This is a genomic window from Bradyrhizobium sp. PMVTL-01, from assembly GCF_051861855.1.
Taxonomy (GTDB): domain Bacteria; phylum Pseudomonadota; class Alphaproteobacteria; order Rhizobiales; family Xanthobacteraceae; genus Bradyrhizobium.
In genome coordinates this window covers 8,354,425-8,370,884 of the sequence record NZ_CP193982.1, presented here as the reverse complement: position 1 = coordinate 8,370,884, position 16,460 = coordinate 8,354,425, and the positions used below count along the sequence as shown (strand labels likewise).

Annotated in this window: 14 protein-coding genes; 6 read left to right on the top strand and 8 right to left on the bottom strand. The window is 64.5% G+C overall.

What is annotated here, in order from left to right; translation table 11 throughout:
* The first annotated feature begins 49 nt into the window (after positions 1-49).
* On the top strand, positions 50-511 hold the full coding sequence (locus ACRQ5Q_RS40275; RefSeq protein ID WP_439371926.1) for a MarR family winged helix-turn-helix transcriptional regulator: 462 nt from the start codon (positions 50-52) through the stop codon (positions 509-511).
* A 211-nt stretch (positions 512-722) separates the two neighbouring features.
* Here ACRQ5Q_RS40275 and ACRQ5Q_RS40270 read toward each other — a convergent pair whose 3' ends face one another.
* The 7 genes from ACRQ5Q_RS40270 to ACRQ5Q_RS40240 form a co-directional block, all read right to left on the bottom strand.
* The gene (locus tag ACRQ5Q_RS40270; protein ID WP_439371924.1) at positions 723-2,231 is read right to left on the bottom strand and encodes a tripartite tricarboxylate transporter permease; all 1,509 of its coding nucleotides are present in this window, start codon (positions 2,229-2,231) and stop codon (positions 723-725) included.
* Between the two features lie 4 nt (positions 2,232-2,235).
* On the bottom strand, positions 2,236-2,721 hold the full coding sequence (locus ACRQ5Q_RS40265; protein WP_439395335.1) for a tripartite tricarboxylate transporter TctB family protein: 486 nt from the start codon (positions 2,719-2,721) through the stop codon (positions 2,236-2,238).
* A gap of 173 nt (positions 2,722-2,894) precedes the next feature.
* Positions 2,895-3,869, bottom strand: coding sequence for a tripartite tricarboxylate transporter substrate binding protein (locus tag ACRQ5Q_RS40260; RefSeq protein WP_439371922.1), 975 nt, complete (start codon positions 3,867-3,869; stop codon positions 2,895-2,897).
* Between the two features lie 204 nt (positions 3,870-4,073).
* On the bottom strand, positions 4,074-6,941 hold the full coding sequence (locus tag ACRQ5Q_RS40255; RefSeq protein ID WP_439395333.1) for a PAS-domain containing protein: 2,868 nt from the start codon (positions 6,939-6,941) through the stop codon (positions 4,074-4,076).
* 173 nt (positions 6,942-7,114) lie between these two features.
* Positions 7,115-7,990, bottom strand: a complete 876-nt coding sequence (locus ACRQ5Q_RS40250) for an acyl-CoA acyltransferase (protein ID WP_439395331.1) — start codon at positions 7,988-7,990, stop codon at positions 7,115-7,117.
* 73 nt (positions 7,991-8,063) lie between these two features.
* Positions 8,064-9,044: an amino acid--[acyl-carrier-protein] ligase gene (locus tag ACRQ5Q_RS40245; RefSeq protein WP_439371917.1), complete on the bottom strand. Its 981-nt coding sequence runs from the start codon at positions 9,042-9,044 to the stop codon at positions 8,064-8,066.
* Between the two features lie 56 nt (positions 9,045-9,100).
* Positions 9,101-10,318 (bottom strand): acyl-CoA dehydrogenase family protein, encoded by a 1,218-nt coding sequence (locus ACRQ5Q_RS40240; protein WP_439395330.1) that lies wholly within the window; start codon positions 10,316-10,318, stop codon positions 9,101-9,103.
* Between the two features lie 358 nt (positions 10,319-10,676).
* On the opposite strand from ACRQ5Q_RS40240, the gene ACRQ5Q_RS40235 reads away from it, so the two are divergent.
* From ACRQ5Q_RS40235 to mtnA, 3 genes are all read left to right on the top strand, one after another.
* A complete protein-coding gene (locus ACRQ5Q_RS40235) occupies positions 10,677-10,949 on the top strand; it encodes a phosphopantetheine-binding protein (RefSeq protein WP_439371913.1) in 273 nt (90 codons plus the stop codon).
* A 250-nt stretch (positions 10,950-11,199) separates the two neighbouring features.
* Complete coding sequence (locus tag ACRQ5Q_RS40230) at positions 11,200-12,075, top strand: S-methyl-5'-thioadenosine phosphorylase (protein ID WP_439371912.1); 876 nt, start codon at positions 11,200-11,202, stop codon at positions 12,073-12,075.
* 18 nt (positions 12,076-12,093) lie between these two features.
* A complete protein-coding gene (gene mtnA, locus ACRQ5Q_RS40225; RefSeq protein ID WP_439395328.1) occupies positions 12,094-13,200 on the top strand; it encodes an S-methyl-5-thioribose-1-phosphate isomerase in 1,107 nt (368 codons plus the stop codon).
* Between the two features lie 121 nt (positions 13,201-13,321).
* Here mtnA and ACRQ5Q_RS40220 read toward each other — a convergent pair whose 3' ends face one another.
* Positions 13,322-13,957 (bottom strand): HAD-IA family hydrolase, encoded by a 636-nt coding sequence (locus ACRQ5Q_RS40220; protein ID WP_439395326.1) that lies wholly within the window; start codon positions 13,955-13,957, stop codon positions 13,322-13,324.
* Positions 13,958-14,061: 104 nt separating this feature from the next.
* On the opposite strand from ACRQ5Q_RS40220, the gene ACRQ5Q_RS40215 reads away from it, so the two are divergent.
* Positions 14,062-14,820, top strand: coding sequence for a S1 family peptidase (locus ACRQ5Q_RS40215; protein WP_439395324.1), 759 nt, complete (start codon positions 14,062-14,064; stop codon positions 14,818-14,820).
* 125 nt (positions 14,821-14,945) lie between these two features.
* Positions 14,946-16,448, top strand: coding sequence for a flavin-containing monooxygenase (locus ACRQ5Q_RS40210; RefSeq protein ID WP_439395323.1), 1,503 nt, complete (start codon positions 14,946-14,948; stop codon positions 16,446-16,448).
* The last annotated feature ends 12 nt before the right edge of the window (positions 16,449-16,460 follow it).

The window sequence follows — 16,460 nt, the reverse complement described above, 5'->3', positions numbered from 1 at the left end:
TGACATAGATAAGTGACATTACGATGTCAATGAGGAGCGATCGAGACAAATGAGCAAGATCAAGCGGACCCCGGCGGGCGAGGCCCTGACCGGCTTCATTCTCGAGCTGTTCCGGGCCAACGGCCTGCTCCTCACCGCCGGTGACCGGCTGGTCGCCTCGCTCGGCCTCACCAGCGCGCGCTGGCAGATTCTGGGGGCGATCGTCGATGCCGAGCGTCCGGAGCCCGTCGCCTGGCTCGCGCGCAATCTCGGCGCCAACCGCCAGAACGTGCAGCGGATCGTCAACGATCTCGAGCGGGATGGCCTCGTTGCGTTCGAGACCAATCCGCATCACCGCCGGGCGCAGCTCGTCGTGCTCACCGACAAGGGCCGGCAGGTCTTTGACGCCGCAGGCCGCCTGCAGACGCCGTGGGTCAACAGCCTGGCGGACGGCCTGTCAGTGAAGGAGATCGAGGCGGCCCGCCGCGTGATTGGCGCTCTGCGTGACCGGCTGGAGGCCGGTGAGAGGTGATCATGCCGCATCTTGCGCAGATGCCGTAGGATGGGCCAAGCGAAGCGTACCGAGTCGATCCCTTGCGATCTGAGTTTGTGGAGACAACCCTCATCCGGCGCCATAGCCGAAGCTTTGCTTCGGCGTTCTTAAGAACCGCGGCCACTGGCCGCCTATGCCACCTTCTCCCACACGGGAAGAAGGAAGAGATCGCACAGCGGCCATAAAACACTCATGCGCCCTCATCCAGCGCCACCAGTTCGCGCTTCCTGCGCAGCGACGGCAGCAGCGGCGCGATCAGCAGCACCAGCGCCAGTGTCAGGCACGCCGCCGAGATCGGCCGCTGCACGAAGGTCCAGAGATCGCCCTGCGACAGGATCAGCGACTTGCGCAGATTGTTCTCCAGCATCGGCCCGAGCACGAAGGCGAGCACCAACGGCGCCGGCTCGTAGCCGAGCTTGCGCATGAAATAGCCGATGACGCCGAACGCGATCATCACATAGACGTCGAACACGTTGTTGCTCGAGCAGTAGACGCCCAGGATCGTGAACAGGATGATCAGCGGGAACAGGATGTTGTAGGGCAGCTTCAACAGCTGCACCCACATCCCGATCATCGGCAGGTTGAGGATCAGCAGCATGACGTTGCCGATATACATGCTGGCGACGATTCCCCAGAACAGGCCGGGGTTTTGCGTGATCAGCAGCGGGCCCGGTTGCAGGCCGTGGATGACGAAGGCCCCGAGCAGCAGCGCCATCACCACGTTCGGCGGGATGCCCAATGTCATCAGCGGAATGAACGCCCCGCCCGCTGCCGCGTTGTTTGCGGATTCGGGGCCCGCAACGCCCTCGATCGCGCCGCGGCCGAAACGCTCCGGCGCTTTCGACAGCCGCTTCTCGAGCGCATAGGACGCAAACGAGGCCACCACGGCACCGCCGCCCGGCAGGATGCCGAGCAGGAAGCCGAGCAGCGTGCCGCGCGCCACGGGGCCGGCGCTCGCCTGCCAGTCCTCCTTGTTGGGCAGGAGCTGGGTGATCTTCGCATTGATGATGTCGCGCTTGATCGCCTGCTCGATGTTGAGCAGCACCTCGGCGACGCCGAACAGCCCCATCACTACGGGGACGAGACCGATGCCGTCGATCAGCTCCATGCGGCCGAATGTCAGCCGCGGCTGCGCCGTGATGCTGTCGAGCCCGATCAGGCCGAGCACGACGCCGATGCAGGCCATCAGCAGCGCCTTCGGCATCGAGCCCTGGGTCAGGAAGGTGAGCACCACGAGGCCGAGCACCATCAGGCTGAAATACTCGGCCGGGCCGAACGCGATCGCGATGCCGGCGAGCTTCGGGGCCACCAGCATCAGGGCGACCAGCGCGAACGTGCCGGCGATGAAGGAGCCGAAGGCGGAGATGCCGAGCGCAGGGCCGGCACGGCCCTGCTTGGCCATCTGGTGCCCGTCGATGCAGGTGACGACGGAGGCCGCCTCGCCGGGGATGTTGACCAGGATCGAGGTGGTCGATCCGCCATACATCGACCCGTAATAGATGCCGGCCATCATGATGATGCCGGATTCCGGCGTGCCCGAAAGCGTCACGGGCAACAGCAGGGACATCGCCGAGATCGGCCCGATGCCCGGCAGCACCCCGACCAGCGTGCCGATGAAGACACCGATGAAGCAGTAGAGCAGGTTGATCGGCAGCAGCGCGACACCGAATCCATGTGCGACGTTGAGAAGCGTGTCCATGCGGTCAGCCGATCCCGAACAGGCCAGAGGGTAGCTGGATCAACAGCAGGCGCTTGAGCACCCACCACATTCCTGATGGCACCATGACGGCGATCGGAATCGCCAGCGTCCAGCGCACGGGATCGATCAGGCGCAACAGCAGCAGCATCAAGGGGATCGACGACAGCAAAAATCCCAGCGGCTCGAGCGCGAAGGAGAACGCGGTGAGACAGGCGATGACGAGGAGCGGCTTGCTCCAGCGCGCCTTCTCCCAGCGCGACTCCAGCGTCGGCCCGCCTTCCGTGATGGCCGAGATGACGATGGAGCCCGCGAACACGCACATCAGCATGCCCGTGTAGAACAGCACATAGCCGGAGCCGGGATCGTTGATGGTGCCGAGCTTCAGCTTCAATCCCTGCCAGATCACGAAGCCGCCGAGCGCGAGCCCGATCAGCCCGCCCCAGAGTTCGGAGTTGTTGAGGCGGAGTTTGACGTTGGTTGGGTTGTTCATTTGAAACACCTCTCGATCACCGTCAGCCCTGCGCAACGGCCAAGCCGTTGTCGCTGAGGTGGCCGCTTCTTCAGCGGCCCTCGAAGGGCGACGGTGCCCCGACCATCCTTCGAGGCGAGCCGCAAGCGCGGCTTCCGCCTCGCGATGACGTCAGCATATGTGGCGGCCTGACCCTACTTCTTCGCCAGCCCGAGCGTGTCGATCACCTTGCGCTCGGATTCCGTGACCTCGATGACGAACTTCTTGTAGTCCTCGGTGTTCTTGTAGTTCGGCACCATGTCGTATTTGGCCAGCGTGGCGATCACCGCCGGATCCTCGACCGCCTTCTTGAAGGCGTCGTGCAGCTTGGCGACGATCTTCGGATCCATGCCCTTCGGCCCCGCGATGCCGAACGGGGAATCATAGACCATGGGATAGCCGAGCTCCTTCAGCGTCGGCACGTCGGGGTAGTTTGGCGACCGCGCCCCGGTCCATACCATCAGCAGCTTCAGCTTGCCGGCATCGACCAGCGGTCGCCAGCCCGTCGAATCCGCCTGCAGCATCGTGTGCTGTCCCAGCACGGCCGCGTTGGTCTCGGCGCCGCCCTTGAACGGCACCTGGGTGAGCTTGATGCCGGACATCGCCGCGATCTGCTCCATGCCGATATGGAGCGAGGTTCCGGTACCCGGCGTTGCATAGGTCACCTTGCCGGGGTTCGCCTTCGCGAACTCTACGACGTCCTTCCAGGACTTGAACTGCGATTCCGCGCTGGTGGTCACGCCGAACGTGTAGCCGGTGAGGTGGATGATATAAGTGAAGTCCTTCGCCGGATCCCATGACACCTCCTGCATCAGCGGCAGGCGGAACACGGTGATCGGAATTTGCGAGATGGTGTAGCCGTCCGGCTTCGCAGCCGCCGCCATGGTCGCAGGGCCGACCGTGCCGCCGCCGCCAGCCTTGTTGTCGATCACGATCGGCTGCCCCAGCACCTTCGAGGCGCTGTCGGCGATGGCGCGCATCGAGATGTCGGTCGAGCCGCCGGCCGGCCATGGCACGATCAGCGTGACCGGCTTGGTGGGATAGTCCTGCGCGCCTGCGGCGGTCGCGAGCAATGCGCCCACGACTTGCATGGCCGCAAAGGCAATCGTCTTCAGCCCGTATCGCGACATCGAAATACCTCCCTCGCGGCGATCTCGTTGGACCGCCGACTCTCGTTGTTATGAGCGGATTGTCCTCGAAATCTCGGGAGAAGAAAAGCGCATTGCGTAGATCGCGCGCAGGGCGCGGCGGCGATCTCCGCGGAAACGGGACGTGCGACAATTGGTCGTTTGGAGACGTGCCGAGAGGCGGAATTTCGAGGAGGCCCGAAGCCCCTACGCCACGCGCCGCACAGCGTTCAGCGCCTCGATGATGTGGCCGACCTCCGCCGCTGGGCAGGGCTTGCCGAAGTAATAGCCCTGCACCGCGGTGCAGCCGCATTCGCGTACGAAGTCGAGTTGCGCCTCGGTCTCCACGCCCTCGGCCGTGGTCTCGACGCCGAGCACGGAGCCGAGACTGGCGATGGTGCGGACGATGGCAACGCTCTCCGGGCTTTCGCCGAGCGTGCCGACGAAGGAGCGGTCGATCTTGATGCGGTCGAACGGAAACTTGCGCAGATAGCTGAGCGAGGAATAGCCGACACCGAAATCGTCGAGGCTGACGCGCACACCGAGCGCGCGGAGCTGGTGCAGGATCTCGATCGTCGCCTCGCTGTCGTCGAGCAGCGCCGTCTCGGTGACCTCGAGCTCGAGCCGCCGCGGCGCAAGGCCGGCTTCCGCAAGCGCGCTCGTGACCAGCGCCACCAGCCCGCGGGAGCGGAATTGCACCGGTGACAGGTTCACCGCAACGGTGACGTCGCGCCAGGACGCCGCAGTGGCACAGGCCGTGCGCAGCACCCATTCGCCTATCGGAACGATCAGCCCGTTCTCTTCAGCGATCGGGATGAACTCGGCGGGCGAGACCGAGTCGCGCGAGGGATGCTTCCAACGCAGCAGCGCCTCGAAGCCGATGAGCTCGGACGAATCGAGCCGCATCTGCGGCTGGAACACCAGGTGGAACTGGTTGGACTCCAGCGCGCCGCGCAGATCGTGCTCCAGCGCGTGCCGGCTGCGCGCCTCTTCCTCCATCTCGGGCTCGAACAGCCGGTAGGCGCCGCGCCCCTTGGCCTTGGCCTGGTACAGCGCAAGATCGGCGCATTTCATCAGCTCGTCGGCGTCCAAGCCGTGATCGGGGGCGATCGCGATGCCGACGGAGACGCCGACATGGATCGCCTGGCTTTCCAGCGGCGGCGGGTGACCGATGATTTCGACCAGGCGGCGGGCCAGCTGTTCGGCCGATTGCGGCTGCGGGCCGCGCTGGAGTACGGCGAACTCGTCGCCGCCGAGCCGCGCGACGGTGTCGTGCTCGCCGACATTCTCCTTCAGGCGGGCCGCGACCCAGCGCAGCAGTCGGTCGCCGGCGGCATGGCCGAGGCGGTCGTTGACCGTCTTGAAGTTGTCGAGGTCGAAGCACAGCACAGCCATTGCGCCGCCGGCAATCGCGACGTGGTTCAGTCCCTCGCCCATCTTCTCGCGGAACAGGGTGCGGTTGGGCAGGTCAGTCAGGGAGTCGTGCCGCGCCATGTGCGCCACGCGGGCCTGGGCCTTGTGCCGCTCGGTGACGTCCTCATAGGTGACGACCCAGCCGCCATGCTCCATCCGCTTGTGATTGAGCTTGATGATGCGGCCGTCGCTCAAATGGCGATGCAGCGTATGGTCGCCCTCGCGCAGCCGCTCGACGTAGTCGGCGTAGAGCTTGGCGCCGGAAGTGTTCGGATGGATGCCGATCGCACAACTGTGCTCCATGATCTCGCGCATCGAGACGCCCGGCTTCACCATGTCGGGCGAGAGACCGTACATCTCAATGTAGCGGCGGTTGCAGACGATGACGCGCAGGCTCGAATCGAGCATGCACAGGCCCTGGCTCATGTTGTTCAGGGCCGCATCGAAGCGCCGATACTGCTCGCTCAATTCCTCGACCGCGCGCTCGCGTTCGGTGATGTCTTCATAGGTGGCGACGAAGCCGCCTTCGGCCAGCGCGCAGTAGCGGACGGATATCACGGTGTCGTTCGACATGCGCCGGCGCATCGGCGAGGAATCGCGGTTCGCGATCCGCGCGCGGGCCGCTTCCAGGATCTGTTGGGGGCTGTATTCCGAGGTGAACGCGCCGTTCGCCATCGATCGTTCGATCAGTTCGCCGAGATGCGTGCCGGGCCTCGTCTCCTCCGGCGAGAGCAGGTAGATCTTTCGGTAGGTGGTGTTGCAGACGCGCAGGCGCATGTCGCTGTCGTAGAAGGCGAGCCCGTGCGCCATGTTCTCCAGCGCTGCGTCGAGAATGAAGTTCTGCCGCCGCAGAGTCTCCTCGTATTGCAGCCGTTCGGTGACGTCTTCGTGCACCGTCACCCAGCCGCCGTCGGGAAGGAAGCGGGAAACCGCCTGCACCATCCGCCCGTCGTAGCGCATCACCAGCAGGGTCTTCGCCTTCCTGGCGCGCACGTCCTCGAGCCTGGCGTCGTGGAATTCCTCCGCCGGCATGCCCGCCACGTTGCCGCGCGCGAGCCAGTGCGCGATGGCCGTACTGTGCGCCACGCCGGGTTTCACGATGTCGGGATCGAGATCGTAGAGCTTCAGGAAGCGCTCGTTGCAGAGGACGACGCGGCTGTCGGCGTCATACATGATGAGGCCGTGCGACATGTTGGCGAGCGCATGCTGGCTGCGTTCGGTCTGCACGTGCAATTCCGCCTCGAGCCGCGCGAGGCGGCTGACGTCGTCGCAGATCGTCATCCAGCCGCCGCCCGGAAGCGGCTTCAGCTCGAGCGACATGACGAGGCCGCTCGCCAGCCGCTGCTCGGTCCGAAACGGCTGGCCCCCTGCGATCTGCGCGATCCGCGCCGAATACAGCGCGTCGAGCTCGCTCTCCGGGAAGTTGCCGCGGCTCGCACTGTGCGCGAGCACCTCGCGGTAGCTCGTGCCGATGCGCACGATTTCGGCAGACAGATCGAAAAGCGAGCGGTAGCTCTGGTTGACCAGCACGATCCTGTTGTCGGCATCGTAGACGCAGACACCCTGCTCCATGCGATCGAGCGCAAGCTGGCTCAGCGCGACCAGGGCGTCCGGGCCCTGCTCGCGGCGTGCACCAAGCTCGTTGTCGCAGGTCGACGTCATGGGGTCGGCATGATCTCGGCAGGCAATAGACTTATCGCAACGTAATTCCGTTGCCGAGGGTAGCGAAGAGGCGGGAAAATTCCCTTAAGCGCAGTAGTTTACGGAGGGTGACCGGCGATGGAGAGTGTGTCGGAAATGCAGAAGCGCCTGCGTGCGTTGGCCGACCGCGCTCGCTACGGCCCGTACAGCACGAGCTCCGTATCCGTGAGATCGGCAAGCTGTGGCCGATGCGGACCCTTGAAATATTTGCGGCCGCGCCGCTCGGTATAGATACCTGCGAGGCCGGGAATCGGGCCGTTGGCGTCGACCGCCACCGAGATCTTGCCGAACCGCAGCAGCAGCCGGCCGATGCGGCCGGCGCATTCGGCGTATTCGGCGGCGTTGCGGCAGTAGATCAGCTTCATCGCGGGCGGGGCGATGAAGCCGCGACGAATGCGCACCGGTTGCAGGATGAAAGGGAACGTTCCCTTCGGCGTGCGGCAGACGAGGCTGAGGCAATTGTAGCGCGCATGCCGCGTCAGGAGATCGGTCTCGTCCGGGGAAAGCCCGTCGATCGCCTTGGCGTGCTGGGAGATCACCTCAACCTTGCTCCAGCGCGGGGCGCGCGCCAGCGCCGGCACCGAAAAGAAGATGCCGCGACAGTAATCGCGAAAACCCTGGGCCTCGATGATCGGCCAGGTCCACGGCGCCGGGCTGATGTTGAGATAGGTGACATCCTTGTGTCGCTGCGCGACCTTGGTCAGAAACGGAGCGTAGTTACGGTAGGCCGGATCGACATACCAGCTCGACAAATTGCACTGGATGGCGGTCTCTTCGCCGTGCTTTCGCGTCGTGTAGATCAGCAGCAGCACGCCGACGGGCTCGCCGTCGTTGTCGAGCATGTAGCCGAAGCGCGGATAGCCCTCCGGCACGGGCCGGAAGGCCTGCCGGCGCAGGCCCTGCATCCAGTATTCGCGTGAACGGCCGACGAAGCCGCGCGTCAGCAAGTTCGCAATCTTCCCGACATCGGATTCGGTGATCTCGCGGCAACGGACCTTGGTATGGATCACGCTCGTCTTGCCCGTGGAAATGGTCGGCCTCGTTCGGTCCATCGTTTCAGCATGAACATTTCGGGATCATGCTCTAGCGCCAGCCTTCGCCATGGGCTTCAGCCGCGGCTTGCGGCTGCAGGCCCAGCATGTCTCGCACCTTGGCGGGCCAGGCGGAGAGATCGGTGCCGTGGGTGTGGAACATGGCGACGGCAAGGCGGTCCATGCCGAAGGCGACGCAGCCGGTGTGCGCCGGCTCGCCATTGGCATCCTGGATGCCCCAGGTCGTGCCGAAATGCTCGCGGTGATAGTTGAAGCTCATGCAGGCGGTCGGCTGCTCTTCCGAGCGCAGCGGGATCAGCAGCTCGAACTTGAGCTGCTGCTGCTTCTGGCTCACCGCCTTCATCTGGCCGACGCGGCCGAAGAAGGGATCGCTGGCATAGTCGACGCGGAAGGCAAGGCCGAGGTCGCGGGCGATCGCCTGCGCGCGCACCATCCAGCGCTCGCGGAAATCAGCGACGTCGTCGGGCGTTCCGATGCAGACATATTCGCGCATCCGGAACGACTGCAGCCGGTCGAGATGCTTCGAGGGCTCGCGGCGGAAGCAGTCGGCGGCGACGTCGAAGCGCAGGCCGCCCTTCGGCAGTTGCCCCCGGCTCGCCGCGATCGGATAGACCGGATAGCAGGCCGCCGGCGACAGCACGAGGTCGGCGGGCGACAGTGACGTGGTCCAGTCGCCGCCGGCGTCGAAGCGGCTCACTGCGGCGTTGATCTCGCGCTCGGTGCCGTGCAAGCCGCAGACGCAGCCCAGCAGGTTCGGGAAGCTCTTGAGATAGCCTGACTTCTCCAGCTGCGCGCGGCTCATCACTGGCGGGAAGCGCAAGGCTTCGGTGCCGGCTTCGCGATGGCTGGTGATCAGCGCGGCGAGCTTCTCGACGACGCCCTCATAGAGCGCTGTGCGGGCGTAGACGCCGTCCGAACCCATGCGGTGGAACAGCTTGCCGGCGAGATGATCGAGCGGATCAACGATTTGCGGTGCGGTTTCCGGCGAATTGGGAAGGGCGGCAATATTCATGGGTCGATGTCCTGCTATCTCGAAATTGTTCTTGTTGATCTGGTCGGGAAGGCACTTCAGTCATGAAGGCTCGATGGTACGCCGCTCATCAGCGTCGAGCTGGCGGCGTTGGCCAGAATACGATCGTTGTTGATCATGATCGGCGACGACAGCACGTCGCGGAGGTGACGGCCCATGGTGAACTCGCCGTCGTTGCGGTAGCCGGAAAGGCCTGCGGTCCGCATCGCATGCATCACGGTCTCGACCGCGAGTTCGGAGGCCTGCACCTTCAGCAGCGTGATCGACGACTGGAAGTCGAGCGAGCCGAGCGCGCGTTCATCATGCTCGGCGCGGGAAAAGGCCTCGATGTTGGCCGAAATCAGCGCGCGCAGTTTTGCGAGCGACATCTTCGCGGCGGTGAAATGTGCAGCCGCCGGTGGCATCTGCCCGCCGGACGTGCGGGCCGCCTTGCGGATGAAAGCCTGCGCGCGCGTGACGGCCGCAGCGGCGATGCCGGCCCAGGCCGAGGACCAGCACATATGCGCGAACGGCGTCATGGTCTGGGCGTGGATCTTGTCGTAGCTTTCCGGGAAGACACGGTCGGCGGGGCAATCGACCTTCAGCTCGAAGCCGGTCGAACAGGTGCCGCGCATGCCGAGCGTCTCCCAGCCCTGCGTCTGCTTCAGCGAATAATCGTCCCTGGCGAGCGCCAGCAGCACCTGGTCGGAGGCGGCGGCATCGGTGGCGCGCCGGGCGATGGTGACGAGACCATCGGCTTCGGCGCCGTAGGAGATCACGGTGGCGTCGCGCACCAGCGAGACGGTGTCGCCGGCATGGTCGACGGCGGCGGCGCTGGCACGGATGTTGCCGCCGTTCTGGCCTTCGGTGGTGGAGGAGGCGAGCAGCCACTGGTCGCGCGCGACCCGGCGCATCATGGTTTCCATCCAGGGGATGCCGTGGCCGTGCCTGACGACGCAGGCGACCTTGGTCGTGTGCATCGCGTAGATCATTGCGGTCGAGGCGCAGGAGCGCCCGAGCGTGTAGCAGATGTCGGTGACGTCGTGGATCGAGGCACCGAAGCCGCCGAACTCGACCGGGATCATCACGCCGAGCAGCTTCTGCTCACGCGCGACGTCGAAGGCTTCATGAGGGAAGCGGGCGTCGCGATCGACCCCGTCTGCGTCGGCCGCGGCCGCTGCGGCGGTCCGGGCGGCGCGCTCGATCAGGGAGGGGCCCTGATCGAGGAAGCTGGCTTGCGTTTCGTCGACAGTGAGGACCGCTTCACGCACGTTCATGCTCGTCCGCCTCCGGTTTGCCGTTCAGGATCGCCGGCATCATTCGCGATGCCGTGTAAAGAGATCCTCCGACCATCTTTGCTTGTGAGACGAGGCTACGGATTTAATTCAAATTCGTCGATGAAATAGAGGGTAAACGAAGCCCAATTCCGAATGGACAGTTAAGAGCCGGTTTTTTGTATCACGCGGGTTTCCGCGATCGCTTTAGTGGACTGGAAGAGGCATGAATCCAGACAATCTGAGTCATCGTTTACTAAGAAACGCGAAGTAATGATGACCCCCATTGCGGGATCGGCCGGCCCTGCCCATCGTACCCGGCAGTCCGGCCGGACCTTTCATAGACAGATGGAATTTACCGATGCAGGCCTTCGAACCCGAATTGCGCAATCGCATCATCAAGCTGGTGAAGGGCATCCTCGCGCGAAACTCGCTGTCCGCCGATGTCACCCCGTCGGCCAAGCTCGTCGACGTCGGCCTGACCTCGATGGACATGGTCAATCTCATGCTCGGCGTCGAAGCGGAGTTCGACTTCACCATCCCGCAGTCCGAGATCACCCCTGAGAATTTCCAATCGGTCGAGACGCTGGAGCGGATGGTCGCGACGCAGCTGCGGCTCGCGACTGCGGCTTGATCATTCTCGGGGGTCGTCCTGGCGAAAGCCAGGACCTCCGCACGAGCGCTTGCGCTCGTCGCGATTACCCAGCGAGGAGTTTGGCGAAGTTTCGTCGTTGGGGATTGATATAGTGCCCCGTCGATAGACCTCGCGGTATGGGTGCTGGCTTTTCACAGCTACGCCATCCCCTCACCACCCCGTTCCAAAACCGCCGCAAAACTGGCATAGCTTTAACCATGTCGCACGTGGCGAACAGGGTGGAGCGGGTATGACGCAGGCGGTATTGGGCATCATCGGGGGCTCCGGCATCTACGACCTGCCGGGTCTCGAGGGCGCGCGCGAAGAGGTGATCGAGAGCCCCTGGGGCGAGCCGTCGGCGCCCTTAAGGCGCGGCTCCATCGCCGGCCTGCAGATCGTGTTCCTGCCGCGGCACGACAAGGGCCACCGGCTGTCGCCCTCCGACATCAACTACCGCGCCAATATCGACGTGCTGAAACGGGCCGGTGTCACCGACCTGATCTCGCTCTCGGCCTGCGGTTCCTTCAGAGAGGAACTGCCGCCCGGCACCTTCGTTCTCGTCGACCAGTTCGTCGACCGCACCCATAAGCGCGAGAGCTCGTTCTTCGGTCGCGGCTGTGTCGCGCATGTCTCGATGGCGCACCCGGTCTCGCCGCGGCTGCACATCCATCTCGCAGCGGCCGCCGAAGCCGAGGGCATCGCGATCGCGCGTGGCGGTACCTATGTCTGCATGGAAGGGCCGCAATTCTCTACCTGTGCGGAGAGCATGACGTACAAGACGCTTGGTTATTCGGTGATCGGCATGACCAACATGCCCGAGGCAAAACTCGCGCGCGAGGCCGAGATCTGCTACGCGAGCGTCGCGATGGTGACGGATTTCGACTGCTGGCATCCCGATCACGATGCCGTCACCGTGCAGGACATCATCCGCGTGCTGACCTCGAACGCCGACAAGGCGAAGGCGCTGGTGGCGCGGCTGGCGAAGGATTTGCCGCGCGAGCACGAGCCGTGCCCGATCGGTTCGGACCGCGCGCTCGACACCGCGCTGATCACGGCCCCCGAGGCCCGTGATCCCGAGCTCCTGAAGAAGCTCGATGCGGTGGCGGGGCGCATCCTGCGGGCGTGATACGAAAGGCAGAATGCCATGAAGGTCGACGGCAAGCATTTCCGCAGCATCTGGCGCGAGCGCGACGGCTGGTCGGTTGGCGCGATCGATCAGCGCCGGCTGCCGCATGAATTCATCATCGCGCGCCTGACCTCGTGCGAGGAGGCGGCCGTTGCGATCCGCGACATGCTGGTCCGCGGCGCGCCGCTGATCGGTGCGACCGCGGCCTATGGTATGGCACTCGCCATGCGCGAGGATGCCTCCGACGCCGGCCTGAAGCGCGCCTACGACACGCTCGTCGTGGCGCGGCCGACCGCGATCAACCTGAAATGGGCGCTGGACGAGATGCGCACCGCGCTCGCGCCGATCGATCCCGTTGAACGGGCGGAAGCGGCCTATGCACGCGCCGACGAGATCGTCGAGCAGGACGTCGAGATCAATCGCGGCATTGCCGGCAACGGCCTAGCGCTGGTCGAAGCGATTGCGGCGAAGAAGCCGGGCGAAGTGGTCAACGTGCTGACCCATTGCAACGCCGGCTGGCTCGCCACCGTCGACTGGGGCACGGCGACGGCGCCGATCTATCTCGCGCATGAGCGCGGCATCAAGATCCATGTCTGGGTCGACGAGACGCGGCCGCGCAACCAGGGTGCCTCGCTCACCGCCTGGGAGCTCGGCCATCACGGCGTGCCGCACACGGTCATTGCCGACAACACCGGCGGGCATCTGATGCAGCACGGCATGGTCGATCTCGCCATCGTCGGTACCGACCGCGTCGCCGCCAATGGCGATGTCTGCAACAAGATCGGGACGTATCTGAAGGCGCTCGCCGCGCATGACAACGGCGTGCCGTTCTACGTCGCGCTGCCGTCGCCGACGATCGATTTCGCGGTCCATGACGGCATCAGGGATATCCCGATCGAGCAGCGCAGCGGCGTGGAGGTCACCGACATGACCGGCCGCACCGCGGATGGAAGGCTGGAGACGGTGCGGATCGTGCCGGAGGGATCGGCGGTCGCGAACTACGCCTTCGACGTGACGCCGGCGCGACTGGTGACGGGCCTGATCACCGAACGCGGTGTGCTGAAGCCGGACCGCGCCTCGCTGGCGGCTGCATTTCCCGAGCGGATCGCAATTGCGGCGGAGTAGTCAGTTCGCCGGGCGAGATGCTCCCACGCCGTCATTGCGAGCGCAGCGAAGCAATCCAGAATCCCACTGCGGAGACAGTCTGGATTGCTTCGCTGCGCTCGCAATGACGGAGTATGACGCGCTAGCTCAGCGTCAATCCCGTCGCCTTCTCGAGCTCCGCGATCGCCTCAGCCCCGCTCGTCACCTTGATCGTGGTCATGCCCATTTCCCGCGCGGGCTTCAAGTTCACGCCGAGATCATCGAGATAGACGCAATTCCTCGGATCGACCTTCAGCGTCTCCACCATCCGTCGGTAGATCCGCGGGTCGGGCTTGCGCAGGCCGATCTTGGCGGATTCGATGACGTGATCGAACAGCACCATCACCTCGGCAAGGTAAAGCGAGCGCCCGGTCATGCTGCCGATGGCGTTGGCCGGCAGATTGTTGGTGATGCAGCCCGTCCTGAATTTCGCCTTGATACGCTTCAGCGCCTCCACCATCTCGGGCCGCAGATCGCCCTGGAGCAGCGGCAGCACGTCGCGGCCGCGGACCTCGGCGCCGAGCGCGCGGGATTCCTCGGCGAATAGCTGATCGAACGTCTCGATGTCGACCTCGGCCCGCTCGAATTTGGCCCAGGCATTTTCCAGATGGTTGGCGGCGTTGGTGCGCCGGATGATGTCGATGGGCAGGCCGCGCTCGGTCTCGAACCGCGTGAACGCTTCAAAGGGCGAGCTCGTCAGCACGCCGCCAAAATCAAAGATCACCGCCTCGATCGCCAAGGTCCTGCCCTCGTCAATTCCTTTCCAAGAGAGCTAGCATGCGCTATCGGCAAGGGCCAGCCCGAAGCAATTCGCCGCCGTCACCGATGCCGAAGCGTGTTCCCATGAAGAAGCCTGCCACGTTCATCGCAGCCGCGCTGCTGCTCGCCACGCCCGCTTACGCCATCGTCGGGGGCGGCACGCCGCAGGCCGATGGCGTCGCGCGCGCCGTCGTCACCATCGTCGGCTCGCGCGGCAATTTCTGCAGCGGCACCCTGATCGCACCAAAACTGGTGTTGACGGTGGCGCACTGCGTGCAGCCCGGCGCGGACTACAAGATCGTCGATCGCGGTGCCGACGGCGCGCCGCAATTGCTGAACGTTCGCACCGTCGCGATCCATCCGAACTTCAACATGCAGGCGATGCAGTACCATCGCGCCACGGCCGACGTTGCACTGCTGCAACTGGAAATTCCACTCAAGGGAAAATCGACGGTGCCGGTCGGCATGCCTAATATTCCGATTCAGGTCGGCAGTCGCTTCGTCATCGCCGGTATTGGCGTCACCGTGCGCGGCGACGGCAAGAGCGGCGGCGCCACGCGTGTCGCCGGTCTCGTTGCCACGGGCCAGCCCGGAACGCTGCAGATCCGGCTGGTCGATCCCGTAACCAACGGAGTTCGCGACGGAATTGGCGCCTGTACCGGCGATTCCGGTGGTCCGGTGTTCGAGGACAAGCCGAATGGCGCAATGCTCGTCGGGCTCATCAGCTGGTCGACGGGACCGAACGGTGCCGCCGGCTGCGGCGGCCTGACCGGTGTCACGCCGCTCACGCTCTATCGCGACTGGATTTTGCAGACCGCGCGGAGCTGGGGTGCAGCGCTGTGATTTGACCGCGACTTGATCTATGTCATTTTGAAGCGGAAGCGCGATGGGCGACCATGCCCGTCGCGGAGGAAACGCGCCGTCCGGTCGAGGGCGGCCACAAAAGCAAGCAAGGCATAGAAGCAGCAATGAATGTCGCGGTTCGCAGTCACGCCACCACCAAGCAGGCCACTGAACATTTCGACGTGCTGATCGTCGGCGCCGGCATCTCCGGCATCGGCAGCGCCTATCACATCGAAAAGCAGCTTCCGGGCACGAGCTACGTCATCCTCGAAACGCAGGCGACGTTCGGCGGTACCTGGAGCACGCACCGCTATCCCGGCATCCGCTCGGACAGCGACCTCCACACCTTCGGCTACAGCTTCAAGCCCTGGGTCGGGCCGCCCATCGCGACCGCCGAGGAAATCCTCTCCTACATGAAGGAGGTGATCGACGACAACGATATCGCCCGCCACATCCGCTACAAGCACAGGATCAATTCGGCGAGGTGGTCGAGCGAGCAGAACCTGTGGACCATCGAGGCGACAACCACGGATACGGGCGAGGCAAAGACCTTTACCGCAAACTTCCTCTGGATGTGCCAGGGCTATTACCGCCATTCGGAAGGCTACACGCCGGAATGGAAGGGCATGGACCGCTTCAACGGCCGCATCGTCCACCCGCAAACCTGGCCGGATGATCTCGATCTTTCGGGCAAGAAGGTCGTCGTGATCGGTTCGGGTGCGACCGCGGCAACGCTGGTGCCGAACATCGCGGACGATTGCACGCACGTCACCATGTTGCAGCGTTCGCCGACCTATTTCCGTCTCGGCCGCAACGCCATCGAGATCGCCGAGGAGCTGCGCCGGCTCCAGGTCGATGAGGCCTGGATCCACGAGATCGTCCGCCGCAAGATCCTGTTCGAGCAGGATGCGTTCACAAAACTCTGTCTGGCCAAACCCGAGCAGGTGAAGAAGGACTTGATCGGCCAGATCAGCGCGGTGCTCGGGCCGGACTATGATGTCGAGACACACTTTACGCCCAGCTATCGTCCATGGCGGCAGCGCATCGCCTTCGTGCCGGATGCCGACCTGTTCAAGGGCATCGCCAGCGGCAAGGCCTCCGTCGTTACCGACGAGATCGAATGCTTCGTCGAGAACGGCATCCAGCTGAAATCGGGCAAGCTGCTGGAAGCGGACGTCATCGTCACGGCGACCGGCTTCAATCTCTCGGCCCTCGGCGACATCGCCTTCGAGATCGACGGCAAGCCGCTCGCCTTCGGTGACACCGTCACCTATCGCGGCATGATGTTCACGGGCGTGCCGAACATGGTCTGGGTGTTCGGCTATTTCCGCGCCAGCTGGACGCTGCGCGTCGATCTCGTCGCCGATTTCGTCTGCCGCCTGCTCGGCCACATGAAGGCCATGGGCAAGAAGAAGGTCGAGGTCAAGCTACGTCCCGAAGACCACAACATGCCGATCCTGCCCTGGATCGATCCGGAAAACTTCAACCCCGGCTACATCATGCGCAACATGAACCTGCTGCCAAAGCGTGGCGACAAGCCGGAATGGCAGCACAGCCAGGATTACTGGACCGAGAAGGACGAGATCCCGAAGACGGATCTGGACGACAAGGCGTTTGTGTACGGGTGATGTGGTGTGGGG

Bases quoted from the DNA above. Each gene is read 5' to 3' on its own strand.
- mtnA (WP_439395328.1), top strand. From the start codon at position 12,094: ATGAAGGTCGACGGCAAGCATTTCCGCAGCATCTGGCGCGAGCGCGAC.
- ACRQ5Q_RS40255 (WP_439395333.1), bottom strand. From the start codon at position 6,941: ATGACGTCGACCTGCGACAACGAGCTTGGTGCACGCCGCGAGCAGGGC.
- ACRQ5Q_RS40275 (WP_439371926.1), top strand. From the start codon at position 50: ATGAGCAAGATCAAGCGGACCCCGGCGGGCGAGGCCCTGACCGGCTTC.
- ACRQ5Q_RS40240 (WP_439395330.1), bottom strand. From the start codon at position 10,318: ATGAACGTGCGTGAAGCGGTCCTCACTGTCGACGAAACGCAAGCCAGC.
- ACRQ5Q_RS40210 (WP_439395323.1), top strand. From the start codon at position 14,946: ATGAATGTCGCGGTTCGCAGTCACGCCACCACCAAGCAGGCCACTGAA.
- ACRQ5Q_RS40215 (WP_439395324.1), top strand. From the start codon at position 14,062: ATGAAGAAGCCTGCCACGTTCATCGCAGCCGCGCTGCTGCTCGCCACG.
- ACRQ5Q_RS40235 (WP_439371913.1), top strand. From the start codon at position 10,677: ATGCAGGCCTTCGAACCCGAATTGCGCAATCGCATCATCAAGCTGGTG.
- ACRQ5Q_RS40265 (WP_439395335.1), bottom strand. From the start codon at position 2,721: ATGAACAACCCAACCAACGTCAAACTCCGCCTCAACAACTCCGAACTC.
- ACRQ5Q_RS40270 (WP_439371924.1), bottom strand. From the start codon at position 2,231: ATGGACACGCTTCTCAACGTCGCACATGGATTCGGTGTCGCGCTGCTG.
- ACRQ5Q_RS40260 (WP_439371922.1), bottom strand. From the start codon at position 3,869: ATGTCGCGATACGGGCTGAAGACGATTGCCTTTGCGGCCATGCAAGTC.
- ACRQ5Q_RS40245 (WP_439371917.1), bottom strand. From the start codon at position 9,044: ATGAATATTGCCGCCCTTCCCAATTCGCCGGAAACCGCACCGCAAATC.
- ACRQ5Q_RS40230 (WP_439371912.1), top strand. From the start codon at position 11,200: ATGACGCAGGCGGTATTGGGCATCATCGGGGGCTCCGGCATCTACGAC.